We start from the raw sequence: 2500 nt of genomic DNA, 5'->3' as shown, positions 1-2500 counted from the left end.
GCTCCGTGAAGGCCAACGGGGGGAAGTGAACCATCTCAGTACCCCTAGGAAGAGAAAGCAACATGCGATTCCGTTAGTAGCGGCGAGCGAACGCGGAACAGCCCAAACCAGGCGGGCGCCAAGCCTGCAAGCGTTGTCCGCCTGGGGTCGTGGGGCATCGCATGACTCCGTTGCAGCGGGGTCAGGGAGTGACAAATCGGTCGTCTAGTCGAAGGTTCCTGGAACGGACCGCCACAGAGGGTGACAGCCCCGTAGGCGAAAGGCGAGCGACTCCCGAGCGATGTTCCCAAGTACCACGGGACACGAGAAACCCTGTGGGAATTCGGGTGGACCATCACCCAAGGCTAAATACTCCTCTGCGACCGATAGTGAACCAGTACCGTGAGGGAAAGGTGAAAAGTACCCCTGCCTAGGGGAGTGAAACAGTACCTGAAACCGTGCATCTACAAGCAGTGGGAGCGCTATGGCCCGCCTCGGCGGGTCCCGCGCGACCGCGTGCCTTTTGCATAATGAGCCGGCTAGTTACCGTCGCTGGCAAGGCGAAGCGTCTTGCATAGCCGTAGCGAAAGCGAGTCTGAACAGGGCGATCCAGTCAGCGGTGGTAGACGCGAAACGAGGTGATCTACCCATGGCCAGGGTGAAGCTGAGGTAACACTCAGTGGAGGCCCGAACCAATGTTGGTTGAAAACGGCTTGGATGAGCCGTGGGTAGGGGTGAAAGGCTAATCAAACCTCGTTATAGCTCGTTCTCCTCGAAATAGCTTTAGGGCTAGCCTCGCGGATTGCATCGCGGAGGTAGAGCACTGGATGGACTAGGGGGCCCAAAAGCTTACCGAATCCAACCAAACTCCGAATGCCGTGAATGTGGACCGCGGGAGTCAGACTACGGGGGATAAGCTCCGTGGTCGAGAGGGAAACAACCCAGATCGCCAGCTAAGGTCCCCAAGTGTCAGCTAAGTGGGAAAGGATGTGGAGACGTCCAGACAGCCAGGAGGTTGGCTTAGAAGCAGCCATCCTTTAAAGAAAGCGTAACAGCTCACTGGTCAAGTGGCTCCGTGCCGATAATTCAACGGGGCTCAAGCTGATCACCGAAGCTGCGAATCCGACGGGCCTGCGGGTCCGGCGGATGGTAGAGGAGCATTCTGAGGGCGCTGAAGTCGGATCGTGAGAACCGATGGAGCGCTCAGAAGAGACCCTGCCGGCACAAGTAGCGACAAAGCAGGTGAGAACCCTGCTCGCCGTAAGTCTAAGGTTTCCTGAGGAAGGCCAATCCGCTCAGGGTTAGTCGGCCCCTAAGGCGAGGCTGAAAAGCGTAGTCGATGGGAAACAGGTCAACATTCCTGTACCGTTCCGCTCTCGTTATGACGATGGGGTGACGCAGGAGGATAGACGAGCCTACGATTGGAAGTGTAGGTTGAAGCGTGTAGGCGGGAGCCGTAGGAAAATCCGCGGCTCCGTAAACGCTGAGACGTGATCCCGAGGGCCTCGGCCCGCAAAGTCGTTGATTCCATGCTGCCAGGAAAAACCCCTAAGCAGAGTGCGGAGCGACCGTACCGCAAACGGACACACGTAGACGGGGAGAGAATCCCAAGGCGCTTGAGTGATCCCCTGTGAAGGAACTCGGCAAATTGACACCGTAACTTCGGGAGAAGGTGTGCCACCGGCGGTGATGAGGCTTGCCCTCTGAGCTGCCGGGGGTCGCAGTGAAATGGCCCAGGCGACTGTTTACTAAAAACACAGGACTCTGCTAAGTCGAACACGACGTATAGGGTCTGACGCCTGCCCGGTGCCGGAAGGTTAAGAGGAAGTGTTAGCGGGCCTTCGGGCCAGCGAAGCTCTGAATTGAAGCCCCGGTAAACGGCGGCCGTAACTATAACGGTCCTAAGGTAGCGAAATTCCTTGTCGGGTAAGTTCCGACCTGCACGAATGGCGTAACGATCTGGGCACTGTCTCCACAGGGGGCTCAGCGAATCTGTAGTACCGGTGAAGATGCCGGTTACCCGCATGAAGACGGAAAGACCCTGTGAACCTTTACTGCACCTTGGCAGTGATCCCTGATGCGTTATGTGTAGGATAGGTGGGAGGCTTTGAAGCCGGGACGCCAGTCTCGGTGGAGTCAATGGTGAAATACCACCCTTAGCGTATTGGAGATCTAACCTGGGCCCGTAATCCGGGTCGGGGACACTGTCAGGCGGGTAGTTTGACTGGGGCGGTCGCCTCCTAAAGAGTAACGGAGGCGCTCGAAGGTTCCCTCAGGCTGATTGGAAACCAGCCGCAGAGCGCAAAGGCAGAAGGGAGCTTGACTGCGAGACCTACAAGTCGAGCAGGTACGAAAGTAGGACTTAGTGATCCGGTGGTTCCGTATGGAAGGGCCATCGCTCAACGGATAAAAGGTACTCCGGGGATAACAGGCTTATCGCCGCCAAGAGTTCATATCGACGCGGCGGTTTGGCACCTCGATGTCGGCTCATCACATCCTGGGGCTGAAGCAGGTCCCAAGG

General features: G+C 57.5%; 1 rRNA gene (cut by a window edge). It reads left to right on the top strand.

The window, feature by feature from the left end:
• A 23S ribosomal RNA gene (locus tag OXI49_00185) occupies nt 1–2500 on the top strand; its annotated part reaches 168 nt to the left of the window's first position; the annotation flags it as partial.

The organism is Acidobacteriota bacterium (assembly GCA_028875725.1).
Lineage (GTDB): Bacteria > Acidobacteriota > Thermoanaerobaculia > Multivoradales > Multivoraceae > Multivorans.
Note: the sequence above shows the minus strand (reverse complement) of the source record. Positions and strands in the feature narration are given on the sequence as shown.